We start from the raw sequence: 17,832 nt of genomic DNA, 5'->3' as shown, positions 1-17,832 counted from the left end.
ACTCAACGCCGGCTGCGGCGGTCGTCGCGGACATGGCCGCGGTAGGTCCGCGTCGGCGAGAACTCGCCGAGCTTGTGACCGACCATGGCATCGGTGATGAACACCGGGACGTGCTTGCGGCCGTCGTGCACGGCGATCGTGTGACCGATCATCTCCGGCACGATCATGGAGCGCCGCGACCACGTCTTGATGACGTTCTTGGTGCCCTTCTCGTTCTGCACGTCCACCTTCTTCATCAGGTGGTCGTCCACGAACGGGCCCTTCTTGAGGCTACGTGGCATGACAGCGACTCCTACCGCTTCTTCTTGCTGCGACGACGGACGATGAGCCGGTCGCTGGGCTTCTGCGCCTTACGCGTACGCCCCTCCGGCTGGCCCCACGGGCTCGACGGGTGCCGACCACCAGAGGTCTTGCCCTCACCACCACCGTGCGGGTGGTCGATCGGGTTCATGGCCACACCGCGGACGGTCGGGCGCTTGCCCTTCCAGCGGGAACGCCCGGCCTTGCCCCAGTTGATGTTCGACTGCTCGGCGTTACCGACCTCGCCGACCGTGGCGCGGCAGCGTACGTCCACCAACCGCATCTCGCCCGAGGGCATCCGCAGCGTGGCGTAGGTGCCCTCCTTGGCCAGCAGCTGCACCCCGGCGCCCGCGGAACGGGCGATCTTGGCGCCGCCGCCCGGCCGCAGCTCGATGGCGTGCACGACCGTACCGGTCGGGATGTTGCGCAGCGGCAGGCAGTTGCCCGGCTTGATGTCCGAGCCCGCGCCGTTCTCCACCCGGTCGCCCTGCTTCAGGCCGGTCGGGGCGAGGATGTAGCGCTTCTCCCCGTCGGCGTAGTGCAGCAGCGCGATCCGCGCGGTGCGGTTGGGGTCGTACTCGATGTGCGCGACCTTGGCCGGCACGCCGTCCTTGTCCGCGCGCCGGAAGTCGATGACGCGGTAGGCGCGCTTGTGACCGCCGCCCTGGTGCCGCGTGGTGATGCGGCCGTGGTTGTTGCGGCCGCCCTTCTTGGGGAGCGGACGCAGCAGCGACTTCTCGGGCTCGCGGCGCGTGACCTCCACGAAGTCGGCCACGCTGGACCCGCGACGACCCGGTGTCGTCGGCTTGTACTTACGGATGCCCATCTTTTTCGTTCATCCCTTGTCTACTTCGAGGCCCGCCCTAGGCGGCGGGGCCGCCGAAGATATCGATCCGCTCGCCCTCGGCCAGGCTGACGATCGCGCGCTTGGTGTCCTTGCGCTTACCGAAGCCGTGGCGGGTGCGCTTGCGCTTACCCTGCCGGTTGATCGTGTTCACGCTCGCGACCTTGACCTGGAACACCGCCTCGACCGCCTGCTTGATCTGGGTCTTGTTGGCGTCCGGCTGTACGAGGAACGTGTACTTGTTCTCGTCCAGCAGCCCGTAGCTCTTCTCCGAGACGACGGGCGCGATCAGGATGTCGCGGGGGTCAGCGATCTTGCTCACTTGTCCGCCCCCTCTTTCTTCATCGTCTTGAGCGCCCGGGTCACGAACTCGTCGTAACCCTTCTCGGTGAACACCACGTCGTCGCTGCAGAGCACGTCGTAGGTGTTGAGCTGACCGGCCACGAGGAGGTGGACGCTCTGCTCGTTGCGCAGGCTCGCCCAGGTCACCTCGTCCGTGCCGTCGAGCACCAGCAGGATGTTGCGCGCCTCGGTGATCTCGCGCAGCGCGGTCAGAGCGGCCTTGGTCTTCGGCGTGTCGCCGTCGACCAGCGGGCCGACCACGTGCACCCGGCCGTGCCGGGCCCGGTCGGACAGGGCGCCGCGGAGCGCGGCGGCCTTCATCTTCTTGGGCGTCTTCTGCGCGTACGAGCGCGGCTGCGGGCCGTGCACGACGCCACCGCCGGCGAACTGCGGCGCGCGGGTCGAGCCCTGACGGGCCCGGCCGGTGCCCTTCTGCCGGTACGGTTTGCGGCCACCGCCGGAGACTTCGCCCCGGGTCTTGGTCGAGGCCGTGCCCTGCCGGGCCGCGGCGAGCTGCGCCACGACCACCTGGTGGATCAGCGGCACGTTGACCTTCGCGTCGAAGATCTCGGGCGCCAGCTTTATGTCGGCCCGTGTGGCCTTGGTGATCTGTGCACTCATGCGCCCGCTCCCTTCACTGCGTTGCGGACCAGCAGCAGGCCGCCGTTCGGGCCGGGGACCGCGCCCTTGATGAGCAGCAGACCCTTGTCCGCGTCCACGGCGTGCACGGTCAGGTTCTGCACGGTGGTGCGGGCGTTACCGTGCCGCCCCGCCATGCGCAGGCCCTTGAACACGCGACCAGGGGTCGCGCAGCCGCCGATCGAGCCGGGCGAGCGGTGCTTGCGCTGCGTGCCGTGAGAGGCGCCGAGTCCCTTGAACCCGTGGCGCTTCATGACACCGGCAGTGCCCTTGCCCTTGCTCGTGCCTGTGACGTCGATCTTCTGGCCGGCCTCGAAGACGTCAACGGTGATCTCCTGGCCGAGTTCGTACTCGGTGGCGTTGTCGGTCCGGAGCTCGACGACGTAACGGCGCGGCGTGACGCCGGCCTTGTCGAAGTGACCCGTGCGCGGCTTGTTCACCTTGCGCGGGTCGATCTGGCCGTAGCCGAGCTGGACGGCGGTGTAGCCGTCTACTTCGGGCGTACGTACCCGGGTGACAACGCACGGCCCGGCCTGGACGACGGTTACCGGCACCATCCGGCCCTCATCGTCGAAGACCTGGGTCATGCCGAGCTTCTCGCCCAGGACGCCCTTTCTCTGCTTACTCATCTGGGTGCGTCCTTTAGAGCTTGATCTCGATGTCGACGCCGGCCGGAAGGTCGAGCCGCATGAGCGAGTCGACCGTCTTGGGCGTCGGATCGATGATGTCGATCAGCCGCTTGTGTGTGCGCATCTCGAAGTGCTCGCGCGAGTCCTTGTACTTGTGCGGCGAGCGGATGACGCAGTACACGTTCTTCTCGGTCGGCAGCGGCACCGGGCCCGCGACCTTGGCGCCCGTGCGCGTCACCGTCTCGACGATCTTTCGCGCCGAGGTGTCGATGACCTCGTGGTCGTAGGCCTTGAGCCGGATGCGGATCTTCTGTCCCGCCATTGTGGCCTCGGTGTCCTTTGCTGGTAGTGCCGCTGGTTACTTCGGTGTCGTGGCGCGGCGGTCCGGTGCTCTGGAGGACCGGACCGCCGCTCCGCGGGGTGTCTTTACTTGAGAATCTTGACCACGCGACCGGCACCGACGGTGCGGCCGCCCTCACGGATCGCGAAACGGAGACCTTCCTCCATCGCGATCGGCTGGATCAGGTCGACCTTCATCTCGGTGTTGTCGCCCGGCATGACCATCTCCGTGCCCTCGGGCAGGTTGACGACGCCGGTCACGTCCGTGGTCCGGAAGTAGAACTGCGGACGGTAGTTGTTGAAGAACGGCGTGTGCCGGCCGCCCTCGTCCTTGGACAGGATGTAGACCTGCGCCTCGAACTCGGTGTGCGGGGTGTTCGTGCCCGGCTTGATCACACACTGGCCGCGCTCGACGTCCTCGCGCTTGATGCCTCGCAGGAGCAGACCGACGTTGTCGCCGGCCTGGCCCTGGTCGAGCAGCTTGCGGAACATCTCGACACCGGTGACGGTGGTCGTGGTGGCCTTCTCCTGGATGCCGATGATGTCGACGGTCTCGTTGACGTTGACGACACCACGCTCGATCCGGCCGGTGACGACCGTGCCTCGACCGGTGATCGAGAAGACGTCCTCGATCGGCATGAGGAAGGGCTTCTCGGTCTCACGCACCGGCTGCGGGACGCTCTCGTCCACGGCGGTCATGAGTTCGACGATCTTCTCGCCCCACTCGGCGTCGCCCTCGAGCGCCTTGAGCGCGGAGACGCGCACGACCGGGACGTCATCGCCCGGGAACTCGTACTCGGTGAGAAGCTCACGGACCTCGAGCTCGACGAGCTCCAGGATCTCCTCGTCATCGACCATGTCGGCCTTGTTGAGGGCCACGACAATGTAGGGCACGCCGACCTGGCGGGCGAGCAGCACGTGCTCCTTGGTCTGCGGCATCGGGCCGTCGGTGGCGGCCACGACCAGGATCGCACCGTCCATCTGGGCGGCGCCGGTGATCATGTTCTTGATGTAGTCCGCGTGACCCGGGCAGTCGACGTGCGCGTAGTGCCGCGCCTCGGTCTGGTACTCGACGTGCGCGATGGAGATCGTGATGCCCCGCTCCCGCTCCTCCGGCGCCTTGTCGATCTCGTCGAACGGCGTGAAGGGGTTCAGGTCCGGGTACTTGTCGTGGAGCACCTTGGTAATCGCCGCGGTAAGAGTGGTTTTACCATGGTCGATGTGCCCAATGGTGCCGATGTTTACGTGCGGCTTCGTCCGCTCGAACTTGGCCTTGGCCACTGGTGTCTCCTTGTGAATCTGACGCCTTTCGACGTCCGTCTACGTTTGCTGAAAATGGCTGGCAATACCGGCGGCAGCGCTTATTCGCCCCGCGCCTTCGCGATGATCTCCTGCGCGACGTTCGTGGGAACCTCCGCGTAGGAGTCGAACTGCATGGTGAATACCGCTCGGCCTTGGGTCTTGCTGCGCAGGTCGCCCACGTAGCCGAACATCTCAGAGAGGGGAACGATGGCCTTGACGACCCGGGCGCCGTGTGACTCGTCCATCGCCTGGATCTGACCACGCCGGCTGTTCAGGTCGCCGATCACGTCACCCATGTTGTCCTCGGGAGTGGTGACCTCGACCGCCATCATCGGCTCCAGCAGCGCGGGGTCGGCCTTGCGGGCCGCCTCCTTGAACGCCATGGAACCGGCGACCTTGAACGCCATCTCCGAGGAGTCCACGTCGTGGTAGGCACCGTCACGCAAGGTGACCTTGATGCCCACCAGCGGGTACCCCGCGAGCACACCGAACTCGGCGGCCTCCTGGCAGCCCGCGTCCACGGACGGGATGTACTCCCGCGGGATACGGCCACCGGTCACCTTGTTCTCGAACTCATAGCCGTCGCTACCGCCACCCAGCGGCTCCAGGTCGATGATGACCCGGCCGAACTGGCCCGCACCACCGGTCTGCTTCTTGTGGGTGTACTCGACCTTCTCGACCTTGCGGCGGATGGTCTCGCGGTAGGCGACCTGCGGGCGGCCGACGTTGGCCTCGACCTTGAACTCCCGCTTCATCCGGTCGACGAGGATCTCCAGGTGGAGCTCGCCCATGCCCGAGATGATGGTCTGACCGGTCTCCTCGTCCGTACGGACCTGGAAGGAGGGGTCCTCCTCGGCCAGCCGCTGGATCGCGGTGCCCAGCTTCTGCTGGTCGACCTTGGTCTTCGGCTCGATCGCCACGTTGATGACCGGGGCCGGGAAGGTCATGGATTCGAGGATCACCGGGTTGGCCGGGTCGCTCAGCGTCTCGCCCGTGGTGGTGGACTTCAGGCCCATCACCGCGACGATGTCGCCGGCGCCCACATGGCCGATCTCCTCACGCTTGTTCGCGTGCATCCGGTAGATCTTGCCGATCCGCTCCTTGCGGTCCTTCACGCTGTTCAGGACCTGCGTGCCGGCCTCGAGAACACCGGAGTAGACCCGGATGTAGGTCAGCTTGCCCAGGTGCGGGTCGCTCATGATCTTGAAGGCGAGCGCGGAGAACGGCTCGTCCTCGCTCGGCTTGCGAGCGATGACCTTCTCCTCGTTCTTCACGTCGTGACCCTCGACAGAGGGAACGTCGATCGGCGAGGGCAGGTAGCGGACGATCGCGTCCAGCAGCGGCTGCACGCCCTTGTTCTTGAACGCCGTGCCGCACAGCACCGGAGTGAGGTTGCCGGCGATGGTCGCGCGACGGATCCCGGCGATCAGCTGGTCCGCCGTGGGCTCGTTGCCCTCGAGGTACAGCTCCATGATCTCGTCGTCGCCCTCGGCCAGCGTCTCGACCAGCCGGTCGTGCCACTCGCGGGCCGCCTCGACGTGGGTGTCCGGGATGTCGACGGTGTCGTACATCTCGCCCATCTTGGCCTCGGGGCTCCACACGAGCGCCTTCATCGACACGAGGTCGATGACGCCCTTGAAGTCCGCCTCGGCGCCGATCGGCAGCTGCAGCACCAGGGGCGTCGCGTTGAGCCGCGACACGATCATGTCGACGCAGCGGTGGAACTCCGCGCCGACCCGGTCGAGCTTGTTGACGAAGCAGATCCGCGGGACGCCGTAGCGGTCGGCCTGACGCCACACCGTCTCGGACTGCGGCTCGACTCCGGCCACGCCGTCGAACACGGCGACGGCACCGTCGAGCACCCGCAGCGACCGCTCCACCTCGACGGTGAAGTCGACGTGCCCGGGGGTGTCGATGATGTTGATGGTGTGGTCGGTCTTGTCGACCTCCCACTTGCAGGTGACGGCAGCGGAGGTGATGGTGATTCCCCGCTCCTGTTCCTGCTCCATCCAGTCGGTGGTGGCCGCGCCGTCGTGGACCTCGCCGATCTTGTAGCTCATGCCTGTGTAGAACAGGATGCGCTCAGTCGTCGTCGTCTTGCCCGCGTCGATGTGGGCCATGATCCCGATGTTGCGGACCTTGGCCAGGTCTACACCGGTCTGAGTAGCCACTGTGCTCGCGTCCTCGCGTCTTCTCGTACGTCTGTGAGCTGGATTACCAGCGGTAGTGGGCGAAGGCCTTGTTCGACTCCGCCATCTTGTGGGTGTCCTCGCGCTTCTTCACACTCGCGCCGAGGCCGTTGCTCGCGTCGAGCAGCTCGTTCATCAGCCGCTCGGTCATCGTCTTCTCGCGGCGCTGCCGGGAGTAGACGATGAGCCACCGCAGGGCGAGAGTGGTGCTGCGCGCCGGGCGCACCTCCACCGGCACCTGGTAGGTCGCGCCGCCGACTCGCCGGCTGCGGACCTCGAGGGTCGGCTTCACGTTGTCGAGCGCGCGCTTCAGCGTGACGACCGGGTCGTTGCCGGTCTTCTCGCGGGCGCCCTCGAGAGCGTCGTACACGATGCTCTGCGCGATCGAGCGCTTGCCGTCCAGCAGCACCTTGTTGATCAGTGCGGTGACCAGCGGCGAGTTGTACACCGGGTCAGCGATCAGCTGACGCTTGGCGGCAGGTCCCTTGCGGGGCATCAGCTCTTCTCCTTCTTCGCGCCGTAGCGGCTGCGCGCCTGCTTGCGGTTGCGCACACCCTGGGTGTCCAGAGTGCCGCGGATGATCTTGTACCTGACACCCGGGAGGTCCTTCACACGACCACCGCGCACGAGCACGATCGAGTGCTCCTGCAGGTTGTGGCCGACGCCCGGAATGTAGGCCGTGACCTCTATTCCGCTGGACAACCGAACACGGGCGACCTTGCGCAGCGCGGAGTTCGGCTTCTTCGGCGTCGTCGTGTAGACGCGCGTGCAGACACCCCGGCGCTGGGGGCTCCCCTTAAGCGCGGGCGTCTTGTTCTTGGTCACCTTGTCCTGGCGGCCCTTTCGGACCAGCTGCTGGATCGTGGGCACCGCGTCTCCGTCTTCCCTCGTACCGAGCCGGTAAGTCTTCCTCTGGACGATCGCACTTGCGTGCAACCGTGATTCACAGCCCCTTCCGAGGCTGTGACCTGCCGGTTTCCCGACCTCTCCGACCCCCGCGGTCGGGCGTGTCGCGCCCGCCGCAATCCATCCGGCCCGTAAGGGCCGAACCGAGCCGGGGAGTTGAATGCGGCGCACGGCAAAGCCAGCACACACGCATGATGGCCCGCATACCGCGGGCACGAAGGGAAAGACTACCCACCCTCGCACCAAAGGTCAAAGCGAGCGGTCGATCCCGCCGGGGGCGGCCGGAAGCCACCCATGTCGTCAACGGTACAGAACGACAGAATGCCGACGGTTGTTCCCGTCGGCATTCTGCCTGAGACCTGTCGCTCTGAGAAGAGCCCGGGCCGGCCGGATCAGAGCACGTAGGCGACGATCACTACCACCGCGATGATGACCACCAGGGCCGCGCCGATCCCGATCAGCAGCTTGGCCCGCGATTTCCCGCCCTCGTCCGGATATCCGGAGACGTTGCCGTAGCCGGGGTAGGCGGTCTCGCCGCCGTGCTGGCCCTGCTGCTGGCCATAGGCCGCGTGCTGGCCGTAGCCCTGCTGGCCCTGGGCCTGCTGCTGCCCTTGCTGGCCCGGCTGGCCGTGCTGCTGCCCGGGCTGCTGACCGTACGCCGCGTGCTGGCCGTAGCCCTGCTGACCCGCCTGGCCCTCAGGCTGCCCGTAGGGCTGCTGGGCCTGCTGCTGCCCGTAGGGCTGCTGGGCCTGCTGGCCGTAGGGCTGCTGAGCCTGCTGCCCGCCGTACGGCTGCTGACCGTAGGACTGCTGGCCGTAGGGCTGCTGGGCCTGCTGCTGCCCGTAGGGCTGCTGCCCGCCGTACGGCTGCTGCGCCTGGTCGGCGGAGGGCGCCGACCACGGCTGCTGCCCGCCCGGTTCCGAGCGCCCCTGCCCGCTGTCGGAGAAGCCCGGTGACTCCTCGGACGGACGGAAGGCCTGGGTCGGCTGGGCGTCCTCGTCCCGGTCGCCGGGCGACCCGAAACCCGAACCCGGTGCACCGTAGGACCGGGGCTCCTCCGACGCTCCGCCCGAGCCGAAGCCCTGGTCCAGCGGTTGCACCGTCACGGTCCGCTCTTCGGTGTCGCCACCGCCCGGACCCGAGACCAGCGGAACGTCGGTCGGCAACCGGTAGGCCGGCTGCTCGTCGGTGGACGACTGATCCACCGGAGGCTCGGTGCCGGTCCCGGGAGCCGGCACGATCATCGTGCGTTCGCCGAGCGCGTCAGAGCCGGAGCTCTCCGGCGAGGCCGGCGGCGTGTACGGCGCCTCCTGCTCACCGTACGGCTGCTGCCCCTGCTGGGGCTGCCCGTAGGCCGCCTGGCCGTACTGGCCATAGGTCGCCTGCTGCCCGTAGGGCTGCTCCGGCCGTCCCGGTGCCTCGTAGGGCTGCTGGGGCTGATCCGGCTGGCCGAACGAGCCGGGCTGCCGCGGGTACCCGGACGGCTCGTCCTGCTGCCCGCCGCCCGGCGTACCGTAGGCCGGCTGCTGCGGGTAGCCGCTCTCCTGGCCGGGTGCCTGCCCGTACGGCTGTCCGCCGTAGGGCTGCTGCTCCGGCTGGGCGTACGGCTGCTGGCCGTAGGGCTGCTGACCGTACGACTGCTGCTCCGGCTGCCCGCCGTAGGGCTGCTGCTCCGGCTGGCCGAGGGGCTGCTGACCGTACGGCTGCTGGCCCGGCGCCTGCTGCCCCGGTGTCTGCTGCCCCTGTGCCTGCTGTTCGGGCTGCCCATAGGGCTGCTGGCCCGGCGCCTGCTGGCCCGGCGCCTGCTGCTCGGGCTGCCCGTACGACGGCTGGCCGTAGGACGGCTGCGCGTACGGCGGCTGGTCGGCCGGTTGCCCGTAGGTGGGGGTCGGCGCCTGGCCATAGGGATCCTGGGCGGCCGGTGCGGCCGGCGTCTGGCCGTACGACGGAGGTGCGTAGGGGTCGGCCTGCGGCAGGGCTCCGTAGGGAGACCGTTCCTGTTCCGCCGGCTGCCCGTAGGAGGGCTGGCCGTAGGCCGGCGAGCCGTAGCCCGGTGCGGGCGGCGCCGGATCGTGCGGCGGCACGCCCTGGGCGGGCCCACCGCCCTGCGTCGACCCGCTGCCCTGTGTCGACTCACTGCCCTGTGTCGACCCGCTGCCTTGGGGCCACTCGGGACTCGGCTGCGGGCCTCCGCGGGAGGGCGCGGGGGCGCCGAACACGACGGTCCGGTCGCCTATCGGGCGGATCGTCGACGCGGGCCCGGTGTCCTGGGTCTCCTGTGAGACCTCGGTGGTCTCCTTGGTCTCGTCGGTTCGCCCGCCCTGCGGCGGCCCCTGGTCGTCGGGCAGCGGCCACTGCGGTCCTTGCGTGCCGTCCTGCTCGCTCATCGTCGGGCTCCTTCAGCGCCGTACCCCCCGAGCGCGTGCGACGCCCGGGCATGCAGTTCCATCCGAAGGCGCACGGCGCGTAACGCGGCCCCCCGAACTCTGTCTCTGCTCACCATGTCGGGCCGTCCCCGGCTGAGCTCCATCGCGACCACCTTCCCGCGATCGCCGGTGCCACCGCAAATCACCACGCTATGTGGCGGACGGCCGTGATATGAGGATGGGGCCGCTTCCGACGGGAAGCGGCCCCATCCCTGGTGCGCTTTTTCCTCTTGTCCTGTTACCTGTTGTACTGCCCGAAGTCGTACTCCTCCAGCGGCACGGCCTCACCGGAGCCCTGCCCGAAGGCGTACTCGGCACCGTCGTCGTAGGAACCGACGGAGTAGACCGCCGCCTTCGCCTCCTCGGTGGGCTCGACCCGGATGTTGCGGTACTGCGGCATGCCGGTACCGGCCGGGATGAGCTTTCCGATGATGACGTTCTCCTTGAGGCCCAGCAGCGAGTCGCTCTTGGAGTGCATGGCAGCCTCGGTGAGCACCCGGGTGGTCTCCTGGAAGGAGGCCGCCGACAGCCAGGACTCGGTCGCCAGCGACGCCTTGGTGATGCCCATGAGCACCGGCCGGCCGGCCGCGGGCGTGCCGCCCTCGGCGACGACGGCGCGGTTGGTCCGCTCGAAGATCGGCCGCTCCACCAGGTCGCCCGGCAGCAGGTCGGTGTCCCCGGCCTCGAGGATGTTCACCCGCTTGAGCATCTGGCGGACGATGATCTCGATGTGCTTGTCGTGGATCGACACACCCTGCGAGCGGTAGACCTCCTGGACCTCGTGGACCAGGTGGAGCTGGACCGCCCGCGGGCCGAGGATGCGCAGCACCTCGTGCGGGTTGATGGAACCGTCGATGAGCTGCTCACCGACGTCGACGTGGTCGCCCTCCTTGACCCGCAGCCGCGAACGCATCGGCACCGGGTAGGCGATCTCTTCGGAGCCGTCATCGGGAAGGATGACGACCTTCCGGGTCTTCTCGGTCTCTTCCATCTTGACCCGGCCGGCGACCTCGCTGATCGGGGCGACACCCTTGGGGATGCGCGCCTCGAACAGCTCCTGGACACGCGGCAGACCGTGGGTGATGTCGGCGCCCGCCACACCACCGGTGTGGAAGGTACGCATGGTCAGCTGCGTGCCGGGCTCACCGATCGACTGGGCCGCGATGATGCCGACGGCCTCACCGACGTCCACGCGCTTGCCGGTCGCCAGCGAGCGGCCGTAGCACGCCCCGCAGACGCCGATCTTGGCTTCGCAGACGAGGGCGCTGCGGGTCCGGACCTCTTCGATCCCGGCCTCGACCAGCCGTGTGATCACCATGTCGGACAGGTCCGTGTTCGCCGGGAACAGGACCGAACCGTCCAGCTCGACGTCCTCGGCGATGGTCCGGCCGACAAGGCTGTTCTCGGACGTGGGCGGCTTCACCAGCTCGCCGCCCGGGCCGCGGTCGGCCACCCGGAACGGGATGGTGCGGTCGGTGCCGCAGTCCTCCTCGCGGACGATGACGTCCTGCGCCACGTCCACCAGACGCCGGGTCAGGTAACCCGAGTCGGCGGTACGGAGCGCGGTGTCGGCCAGGCCCTTACGGGCGCCGTGCGTCGAGATGAAGTACTCGACCACCGACAGTCCCTCACGGAACGACGACTTGATCGGCCGCGGGATGGTCTCACCCTTGGGGTTGGACACCAGCCCACGCATGCCGGCGATCTGCCGGACCTGCAGTGGGTTACCACGGGCACCGGAGTTGACCATCATCCACACCGGGTTGTTCTTCGGGAACGCCTTGGTCATGTCGTCCATGACGTCGGCCGTGGCGTGGGTCCAGATCTCGATGAGCTCCTGGCGGCGCTCGTCGTCGGTGATCAGACCGCGGTCGTACTCCCGCTGCACCTTGTCGGCACGCCGCTCGTAGGCCGAGAGGATCTCGGCCTTGTTCGGCGGCGCGATGACGTCCGCGATCGCGATCGTGACGCCGGACCGGGTGGCCCAGTGGAAGCCGCGGTCCTTCAGCGCGTCGAGCGCGTTGGCGACCGCGACCTTCGGGTAGGTCTCGGCCAGCTCGTTGACGATCGCCGAGAGCTGCTTCTTGCCCACCTCGTAGTTCACGAAGGGGAAGTCGTTCGGCAGCGTCTCGTTGAACAGGGCACGGCCCAGGGTGGTCTCGAGCCGGTAGGCCTGACCAGGCTCGTAGCCCTCGGGCGCCTGCCAGCCGCGCGGCGGCGGGACGTCCTTGAGCCGGATCTGGATCTGGGCCTGCAGGTCGAGCTCACCACGGTCGTAGGCCATGATCGCCTCGGGGATCGAGGTGAACGAGCGGCCTTCGCCCTTGGCGTCGGTCTTGTCCGACGTCAGCCAGTACAGCCCGATGACCATGTCCTGGGTGGGCATGGTGACCGGCTTGCCGTCCGACGGCTTCAGGATGTTGTTGGTCGACAGCATCAGGATGCGCGCCTCGGCCTGGGCCTCGGCCGACAGCGGCAGGTGCACGGCCATCTGGTCGCCGTCGAAGTCCGCGTTGAACGCGGTGCAGACGAGCGGGTGGATCTGGATGGCCTTGCCCTCGACCAGCTGCGGCTCGAAGGCCTGGATGCCGAGGCGGTGCAGGGTCGGCGCCCGGTTGAGCAGCACCGGGTGCTCGGTGATGACCTCTTCGAGCACGTCCCACACGACGGGGCGGGCCCGCTCGACCATGCGCTTGGCGCTCTTGATGTTCTGCGCGTGGTTGAGGTCGACCAGCCGCTTCATGACGAACGGCTTGAACAGCTCCAGGGCCATCTGCTTGGGCAGACCACACTGGTGCAGCTTGAGCTGCGGGCCGACGACGATGACCGAACGGCCGGAGTAGTCGACGCGTTTGCCCAGCAGGTTCTGCCGGAAGCGGCCCTGCTTGCCCTTGAGCATGTCGGACAGCGACTTGAGCGGACGGTTGCCCGGCCCGGTGACCGGGCGGCCGCGGCGGCCGTTGTCGAACAGCGCGTCGACGGCCTCCTGCAGCATCCGCTTCTCGTTGTTGACGATGATCTCGGGAGCACCGAGGTCGAGCAGCCTCTTCAACCGGTTGTTCCGGTTGATGACCCGGCGGTACAGGTCGTTGAGGTCGCTCGTCGCGAACCGGCCACCGTCGAGCTGCACCATCGGGCGCAGGTCCGGCGGGATGACCGGGATGCAGTCGAGCACCATGCCGAGCGGCGAGTTGCGCGTGTTCAGGAACGCCGAGACGACCTTGAGCCGCTTGAGGGCGCGGGCCTTCTTCTGGCCCTTCCCCGTACGGATGATCTCGCGGAGCCGCTCGGCCTCGGCGTCGAGGTCGAAGTTCTCCAGGCGGGCCTGGATGGCGCGAGCGCCCATGCCGCCCTCGAAGTACTTGCCGAAGCGGTCCCGCATCTCGCGGTAGAGCATCTCGTCGCCCTCGAGGTCCTGGACCTTGAGGTTCTTGAAGCGGGTCCACACCTCTTCGAGGCGGTCGATCTCACGCTGCGCGCGATCGCGGATCTGCTTCATCTCGCGCTCGGCGCTCTCACGCACCTTGCGCCGCTGGTCGGCCTTGGCGCCGGCGGCCTCGAGCTCGGCGAGGTCACGCTCGAGCTTCTGCTGCCGGGCCTCGATCTCGGCGTCACGACGCTGTTCGATCTGCTGGCGCTCGACCGAGATGTGCGCCTCGAGCGTCGGCAGGTCGCGGTCACGCTTCTCGGTGTCGACAAGCGTGATCATGTATGCCGCGAAGTAGATGATCTTTTCGAGATCCTTCGGGGCGAGGTCCAGGAGGTAGCCCAGCCGGCTGGGCACCCCCTTGAAGTACCAAATGTGCGTCACGGGCGCGGCCAGTTCGATGTGGCCCATCCGCTCACGCCGTACCTTGGCGCGAGTCACCTCGACGCCACAGCGCTCACAGATGATGCCCTTGAACCGGACTCGCTTGTACTTGCCGCAGTAGCACTCCCAGTCCCTGGTCGGACCGAAGATCTTCTCGCAGAAGAGTCCGTCCTTTTCCGGCTTCAGGGTCCGGTAGTTGATCGTCTCAGGCTTCTTGACCTCACCATGCGACCACTGACGGATGTCGTCGGCCGTGGCCAGACCGATCCGCAGCTCGTCGAAGAAGTTGACATCGAGCACGTTGTGTTCAGTCCCCTGTTGTCGTTTGAGAATCAGACCTCTTCGACACTGCTCGGCTCACGCCGGGACAGGTCGATGCCGAGCTCCTCCGCTGCGCGGAAGACATCCTCGTCGGTGTCACGCATCTCGATGGACATACCGTCGCTGGAGAGCACCTCGACGTTGAGGCACAGCGACTGCATCTCCTTGATCAGCACCTTGAAGGACTCCGGGATGCCCGGCTCGGGGATGTTCTCGCCCTTGACGATCGCCTCATAGACCTTGACCCGGCCCAGGACGTCGTCGGATTTGATGGTCAGCAGCTCCTGAAGGGCGTAGGCGGCGCCGTACGCCTCCAGTGCCCAGACCTCCATCTCACCGAAGCGCTGGCCGCCGAACTGGGCCTTACCGCCGAGCGGCTGCTGAGTGATCATGGAGTAGGGACCGGTCGACCGAGCGTGGATCTTGTCGTCGACCAGGTGGAGCAGCTTGAGAATGTAGATGTAACCGACCGAGATCGGGTCTGTGAACGGCTCACCGGTGCGACCGTCGAAGAGCCTGGCCTTGCCACCCGGACCGACCATGCGCTCGCCGTCCCGGTTGGGCAGGGTGCTCTCGATCAGCCCCGTGATCTCCTCCTCGCGGGCACCGTCGAAGACCGGCGTGGCCGCGTTGGTCCAGGCCGGAGCCTCGTCGGCGCCGATCGCCTTGAGCTGACGCTTCCACTCGGCGTCGTCGCCCTCGACCTTCCAGCCGCGGCTGGCGACCCAGCCGAGGTGGGTCTCGAGAACCTGGCCGACGTTCATACGGCCGGGAACACCGAGCGGGTTGAGGACGATGTCGACCGGGGTGCCGTCCTCGAGGAACGGCATGTCCTCGACCGGCAGCACCTTGGAGATGACGCCCTTGTTGCCGTGTCGGCCGGCGAGCTTGTCACCGTCGGTGATCTTGCGCTTCTGGGCCACGTAGACGCGGACCAGCTCGTTCACGCCCGGCGGGAGCTCGTCGCCCTCGTCCCGGCTGAACACGCGGACACCGATGACCTTGCCCATCTCGCCGTGCGGCACCTTGAGCGAGGTGTCACGGACCTCACGCGCCTTCTCACCGAAGATCGCACGAAGCAGCCGCTCCTCCGGGGTCAGCTCGGTCTCGCCCTTGGGCGTGACCTTGCCGACCAGGATGTCGCCGGGTACGACCTCGGCGCCGATCCGGATGATGCCGCGCTCGTCGAGGTCGGCGAGGACCTCTTCGGAGACGTTCGGGATGTCCCGGGTGATCTCCTCCGGGCCCAGCTTGGTGTCACGGGCGTCGACCTCGTGCTCCTCGATGTGGATCGAGGAGAGGACGTCGTCCTGCACCAGCCGCTGGCTGAGGATGATCGCGTCTTCGTAGTTGTGGCCCTCCCACGGCATGAACGCCACGAGCAGGTTCTTGCCCAGCGCCATCTCACCGTTGTCGGTGCACGGACCATCGGCGATGACCTGGCCGAACTCGATCCGCTGGCCCTCGGCGACGATCGGCTTCTGGTTGAAGCACGTGCCCTGGTTGGAGCGCTTGAACTTGGCCACGCGGTAGGTCGTCCGGGTGGCGTCGTCGTTCATCACGGTGACGTAGTCGGCGGAGACCTCCTCCACCACACCGGCCTTCTCGGCGGTGATCACGTCGCCCGCGTCGGTCGCGGCACGGTACTCCATGCCGGTGCCGACCAGCGGGGCCTCGCTCTTCAGCAGCGGCACGGACTGCCGCTGCATGTTCGAGCCCATGAGCGCGCGGTTGGCGTCGTCGTGCTCGAGGAACGGGATCATCGCGGTCGCGACCGACACCATCTGCCGCGGGGAGACGTCCATGTAGTGCACGTCGGCCGGCGAGATGTACTCGATCTCACCGCCCTTGGTGCGAACCAGGACGCGGTCCTCGGCGAAGCTGCCGTCGGCGTTGAGCGGCGAGTTGGCCTGCGCCTTGACGAACCTGTCCTCCTCGTCGGCGGTCAGGTAGTCGATCTGCTCGGTGACCACGCCGTCGACGACCTTGCGGTAGGGCGTCTCGACGAAGCCGAACGGGTTGACCCGCCCATAGGAGCTGAGCGAACCGATCAGGCCGATGTTCGGGCCTTCCGGCGTCTCGATCGGGCACATCCGGCCGTAGTGCGACGGGTGGACGTCACGGACCTCGAAGCCCGCCCGCTCACGGGACAGACCACCCGGACCCAGCGCCGAGAGCCGCCGCTTGTGCGTGAGGCCGGCGAGGGGGTTGGTCTGGTCCATGAACTGCGACAGCTGGCTGGTGCCGAAGAACTCCTTGATGGAGGCGACGACCGGCCGGATGTTGATCAGCGTCTGCGGCGTGATCGCCTCGACGTCCTGCGTGGTCATCCGCTCGCGGACGACCCGCTCCATCCGGGCCAGACCCAGGCGCACCTGGTTCTGGATCAGCTCCCCCACCGTCCGGAGACGGCGGTTGCCGAAGTGGTCGATGTCGTCGGTCTCGACCGGGACGGGGACCTCCCCGAGGGTGGCCTCCTCCTCGCCGGCGTGCAGCCGGACGAGGTACTCGATCGTGGCGACGATGTCGGTTTCGGTCAGCGTGCCCTGGCGCATGCCGAGGCCGAGGCCGAGCTTCTTATTGACCTTGTATCGGCCGACCTTGGCGAGGTCGTACCGCTTGGGATTGAAGTAGAGGTTCTCCAGCAGCGTCTGGGCGGACTCCTTCGTCGGAGGCTCACCCGGGCGCAGCTTGCGGTAGATGTCGAGCAGCGCGTCATCCTGGCCGGTGGTGTGATCCTTCTCCAGGGTGATGCGGATCGACTCGTAGTCACCGAAACGCTCGAGAATGCGGGCCTCGTCCCAACCGAGCGCCTTGAGCAGGACGGTCACGCCCTGCTTGCGCTTGCGGTCGATGCGGACGCCGACATTGTCACGCTTGTCGATCTCGAACTCGAGCCATGCTCCCCGGCTCGGGATGACCTTGCAGCCGTAGATGTCCTTGTCGGACGTCTTGTCCAGCTGACGGTCGAAGTAGACGCCGGGTGAACGGACGAGCTGCGAGACGACGACGCGCTCGGTGCCGTTGATGATGAAGGTGCCCTTCGGGGTCATGAGCGGGAAATCGCCCATGAACACCGTCTGGCTCTTGATCTCTCCAGTCGAGTTGTTGATGAACTCCGCCGTGACGAACATGGGGGCGGAGTAGGTCATGTCCTTGTCCTTGCACTCCTCGACGGAGTACTTGGGCGGCTCGAACCGATGATCGCGGAACGAGAGGGACATGGTTCCGGAGAAGTCCTCAATGGGACTGATCTCCTCAAAGATCTCCTCGAGGCCCGACTGGGCCGGGACATCCTTGCGACCGGCCTTCTGGGCCGCCTCGACCCGGGACTTCCACCTCTCGTTGCCGAGCAGCCAGTCAAAAGACTCGGTCTGCAACGCGAGGAGGTCCGGGACTTCGAGCGGCTCCTTGATGCGCGCGAAGGAGACGCGGTTCGGACCGGTTGCGGTGTTCGAGGCGTTGCGCGAGGCTGCCAAGAGTGGTCCTTCCGAGGGCTCGCGGCGGTACTGAACGGCGCGCACGCCAGACGGTCCATGAGTGAGACGCAGAGAGTGATCCCAGCGGATCTCAAACGTGGATAGTCAGAGGGCAGCGCAAAGGGGCAGTGTAGCCGATTGCCACACTGCTAGCAACTCTACCGCCGCAGTATGCATCACAGTTGCCTCGCAGCATCGCTCCTCATCGGCTCTGAGTCAAGAGCAGACATGGGTTTTTCGAGCTCTGACCAGCAGTGAGGAAACCCATAGTTTAGAGGGGCGTGTACATGGCCTCGCCTCCGGCT

The 17,832-nt window shown here is 67.3% G+C and carries 13 protein-coding genes; all 13 read right to left on the bottom strand.

What is annotated here, in order from left to right; all coding sequences use genetic code 11:
• Positions 1-2: 2 nt before the first annotated feature.
• The 13 genes from rpsS to rpoB all read right to left on the bottom strand — a co-directional run bounded on the left by rpsS (position 3) and on the right by rpoB (position 17,527).
• Positions 3-281 carry a 30S ribosomal protein S19 gene (gene rpsS, locus HKK72_RS11555; RefSeq protein ID WP_187234310.1) on the bottom strand — a complete coding sequence of 93 codons (279 nt, stop codon included), beginning with the start codon at positions 279-281 and terminating at the stop codon, positions 3-5.
• 11 nt (positions 282-292) lie between these two features.
• Positions 293-1,126, bottom strand: a complete 834-nt coding sequence (gene rplB, locus HKK72_RS11550; RefSeq protein ID WP_187234309.1) for a 50S ribosomal protein L2 — start codon at positions 1,124-1,126, stop codon at positions 293-295.
• A 37-nt stretch (positions 1,127-1,163) separates the two neighbouring features.
• Entirely contained in the window at positions 1,164-1,466 is a 303-nt protein-coding gene (rplW, locus tag HKK72_RS11545; protein WP_315987190.1) for a 50S ribosomal protein L23, read from the bottom strand.
• Positions 1,463-2,107 (bottom strand): 50S ribosomal protein L4, encoded by a 645-nt coding sequence (rplD, locus tag HKK72_RS11540; RefSeq protein WP_187234308.1) that lies wholly within the window; start codon positions 2,105-2,107, stop codon positions 1,463-1,465. Before rplD ends, rplW begins: the two co-directional genes overlap by 4 nt.
• Positions 2,104-2,754 carry a 50S ribosomal protein L3 gene (gene rplC / locus HKK72_RS11535; protein ID WP_187234307.1) on the bottom strand — a complete coding sequence of 217 codons (651 nt, stop codon included), beginning with the start codon at positions 2,752-2,754 and terminating at the stop codon, positions 2,104-2,106. Before rplC ends, rplD begins: the two co-directional genes overlap by 4 nt.
• A gap of 13 nt (positions 2,755-2,767) precedes the next feature.
• Positions 2,768-3,076 (bottom strand): 30S ribosomal protein S10, encoded by a 309-nt coding sequence (rpsJ, locus tag HKK72_RS11530; RefSeq protein ID WP_141956729.1) that lies wholly within the window; start codon positions 3,074-3,076, stop codon positions 2,768-2,770.
• Positions 3,077-3,180: 104 nt separating this feature from the next.
• A complete protein-coding gene (tuf, locus tag HKK72_RS11525) occupies positions 3,181-4,374 on the bottom strand; it encodes an elongation factor Tu (RefSeq protein ID WP_187234306.1) in 1,194 nt (397 codons plus the stop codon).
• 80 nt (positions 4,375-4,454) lie between these two features.
• Positions 4,455-6,566 (bottom strand): elongation factor G, encoded by a 2,112-nt coding sequence (gene fusA, locus HKK72_RS11520; protein WP_187234305.1) that lies wholly within the window; start codon positions 6,564-6,566, stop codon positions 4,455-4,457.
• 43 nt (positions 6,567-6,609) lie between these two features.
• Positions 6,610-7,080 carry a 30S ribosomal protein S7 gene (gene rpsG, locus HKK72_RS11515; RefSeq protein WP_187234304.1) on the bottom strand — a complete coding sequence of 157 codons (471 nt, stop codon included), beginning with the start codon at positions 7,078-7,080 and terminating at the stop codon, positions 6,610-6,612.
• Complete coding sequence (gene rpsL, locus HKK72_RS11510) at positions 7,080-7,454, bottom strand: 30S ribosomal protein S12 (RefSeq protein WP_187234303.1); 375 nt, start codon at positions 7,452-7,454, stop codon at positions 7,080-7,082. Before rpsL ends, rpsG begins: the two co-directional genes overlap by 1 nt.
• Positions 7,455-7,882: 428 nt before the next feature.
• On the bottom strand, positions 7,883-9,877 hold the full coding sequence (locus HKK72_RS11505) for a hypothetical protein (RefSeq protein ID WP_187234302.1): 1,995 nt from the start codon (positions 9,875-9,877) through the stop codon (positions 7,883-7,885).
• 277 nt (positions 9,878-10,154) lie between these two features.
• Positions 10,155-14,027: a DNA-directed RNA polymerase subunit beta' gene (locus HKK72_RS11500; protein WP_187234301.1), complete on the bottom strand. Its 3,873-nt coding sequence runs from the start codon at positions 14,025-14,027 to the stop codon at positions 10,155-10,157.
• Positions 14,028-14,059: 32 nt separating this feature from the next.
• Entirely contained in the window at positions 14,060-17,527 is a 3,468-nt protein-coding gene (rpoB, locus tag HKK72_RS11495) for a DNA-directed RNA polymerase subunit beta (RefSeq protein ID WP_187234300.1), read from the bottom strand.
• Between the last annotated feature and the right edge of the window lie 305 nt (positions 17,528-17,832).

Origin of the sequence: Actinomadura sp. HBU206391, assembly GCF_014323665.1 — a bacterium.
In the GTDB taxonomy this organism is placed as follows: domain Bacteria; phylum Actinomycetota; class Actinomycetes; order Streptosporangiales; family Streptosporangiaceae; genus Actinomadura_C.
Note: the sequence above shows the minus strand (reverse complement) of the source record. Positions and strands in the feature narration are given on the sequence as shown.